Origin of the sequence: Kurthia sp. Dielmo (genome assembly GCF_000307285.2) — a bacterium.
GTDB lineage: Bacteria > Bacillota > Bacilli > Bacillales_A > Planococcaceae > Kurthia > Kurthia populi.
The window spans coordinates 1-1664 of the sequence record NZ_HE578973.1; the positions used below are offsets into that span (position 1 = coordinate 1).

Below are 1664 nucleotides of genomic sequence, written 5' to 3' on the forward strand. Positions count from 1 at the left end.
AAGATAACGCTAGCAAAGCAAATGAGCTTTCAAACACTTTTTATGGAGAGTTTGATCCTGGCTCAGGACGAACGCTGGCGGCGTGCCTAATACATGCAAGTCGAGCGAATGACGAGAAGCTTGCTTCTCTGATTTAGCGGCGGACGGGTGAGTAACACGTGGGCAACCTGCCCTGTAGACTGGGATAACTTCGGGAAACCGGAGCTAATACCGGATAATTCTTTTAGCCTCATGGCTTTAAGCTAAAAGGCGCTTCGGCGTCACTACAGGATGGGCCCGCGGTGCATTAGCTAGTTGGTGGGGTAACGGCCTACCAAGGCAACGATGCATAGCCGACCTGAGAGGGTGATCGGCCACATTGGGACTGAGACACGGCCCAAACTCCTACGGGAGGCAGCAGTAGGGAATCTTCCACAATGGACGAAAGTCTGATGGAGCAACGCCGCGTGAGTGATGAAGGTTTTCGGATCGTAAAACTCTGTTGTAAGGGAAGAACAAGTGCGTTAGGTAATGAACGCACCTTGACGGTACCTTATTAGAAAGCCACGGCTAACTACGTGCCAGCAGCCGCGGTAATACGTAGGTGGCAAGCGTTGTCCGGATTTATTGGGCGTAAAGCGCGCGCAGGTGGTTTCTTAAGTCTGATGTGAAAGCCCACGGCTCAACCGTGGAGGGTCATTGGAAACTGGGAGACTTGAGTGCAGAAGAGGATAGTGGAATTCCAAGTGTAGCGGTGAAATGCGTAGAGATTTGGAGGAACACCAGTGGCGAAGGCGACTGTCTGGTCTGTAACTGACACTGAGGCGCGAAAGCGTGGGGAGCAAACAGGATTAGATACCCTGGTAGTCCACGCCGTAAACGATGAGTGCTAAGTGTTAGGGGGTTTCCGCCCCTTAGTGCTGCAGCTAACGCATTAAGCACTCCGCCTGGGGAGTACGACCGCAAGGTTGAAACTCAAAGGAATTGACGGGGGCCCGCACAAGCGGTGGAGCATGTGGTTTAATTCGAAGCAACGCGAAGAACCTTACCAGGTCTTGACATCCCAATGACCGTCTTAGAGATAAGATTTTCCCTTCGGGGACATTGGTGACAGGTGGTGCATGGTTGTCGTCAGCTCGTGTCGTGAGATGTTGGGTTAAGTCCCGCAACGAGCGCAACCCTTATTCTTAGTTGCCATCATTTAGTTGGGCACTCTAAGGAGACTGCCGGTGACAAACCGGAGGAAGGTGGGGATGACGTCAAATCATCATGCCCCTTATGACCTGGGCTACACACGTGCTACAATGGACGGTACAAAGAGCTGCAAGCCCGCGAGGGTTAGCCAATCTCATAAAACCGTTCTCAGTTCGGATTGTAGTCTGCAACTCGACTACATGAAGCCGGAATCGCTAGTAATCGCGGATCAGCATGCCGCGGTGAATACGTTCCCGGGCCTTGTACACACCGCCCGTCACACCACGAGAGTTTGTAACACCCGAAGCCGGTGGGGTAACCATTTATGGAGCCAGCCGTCTAAGGTGGGATAGATGATTGGGGTGAAGTCGTAACAAGGTAGCCGTATCGGAAGGTGCGGCTGGATCACCTCCTTTCTAAGGATTATTACGGAATAGATGACTTGGTCATCTACGATTACACTTGCTGTTCAGTTTTGAAGGTTTATTAAT

1 rRNA gene is annotated in these 1664 nt (G+C 51.7%); it reads left to right on the top strand.

Features of this window, described 5'->3' with window-relative positions:
• Positions 1-39: 39 nt before the first annotated feature.
• Positions 40-1589 (top strand): 16S ribosomal RNA (locus KTHG_RS20905).
• Positions 1590-1664: the final 75 nt, after the last annotated feature.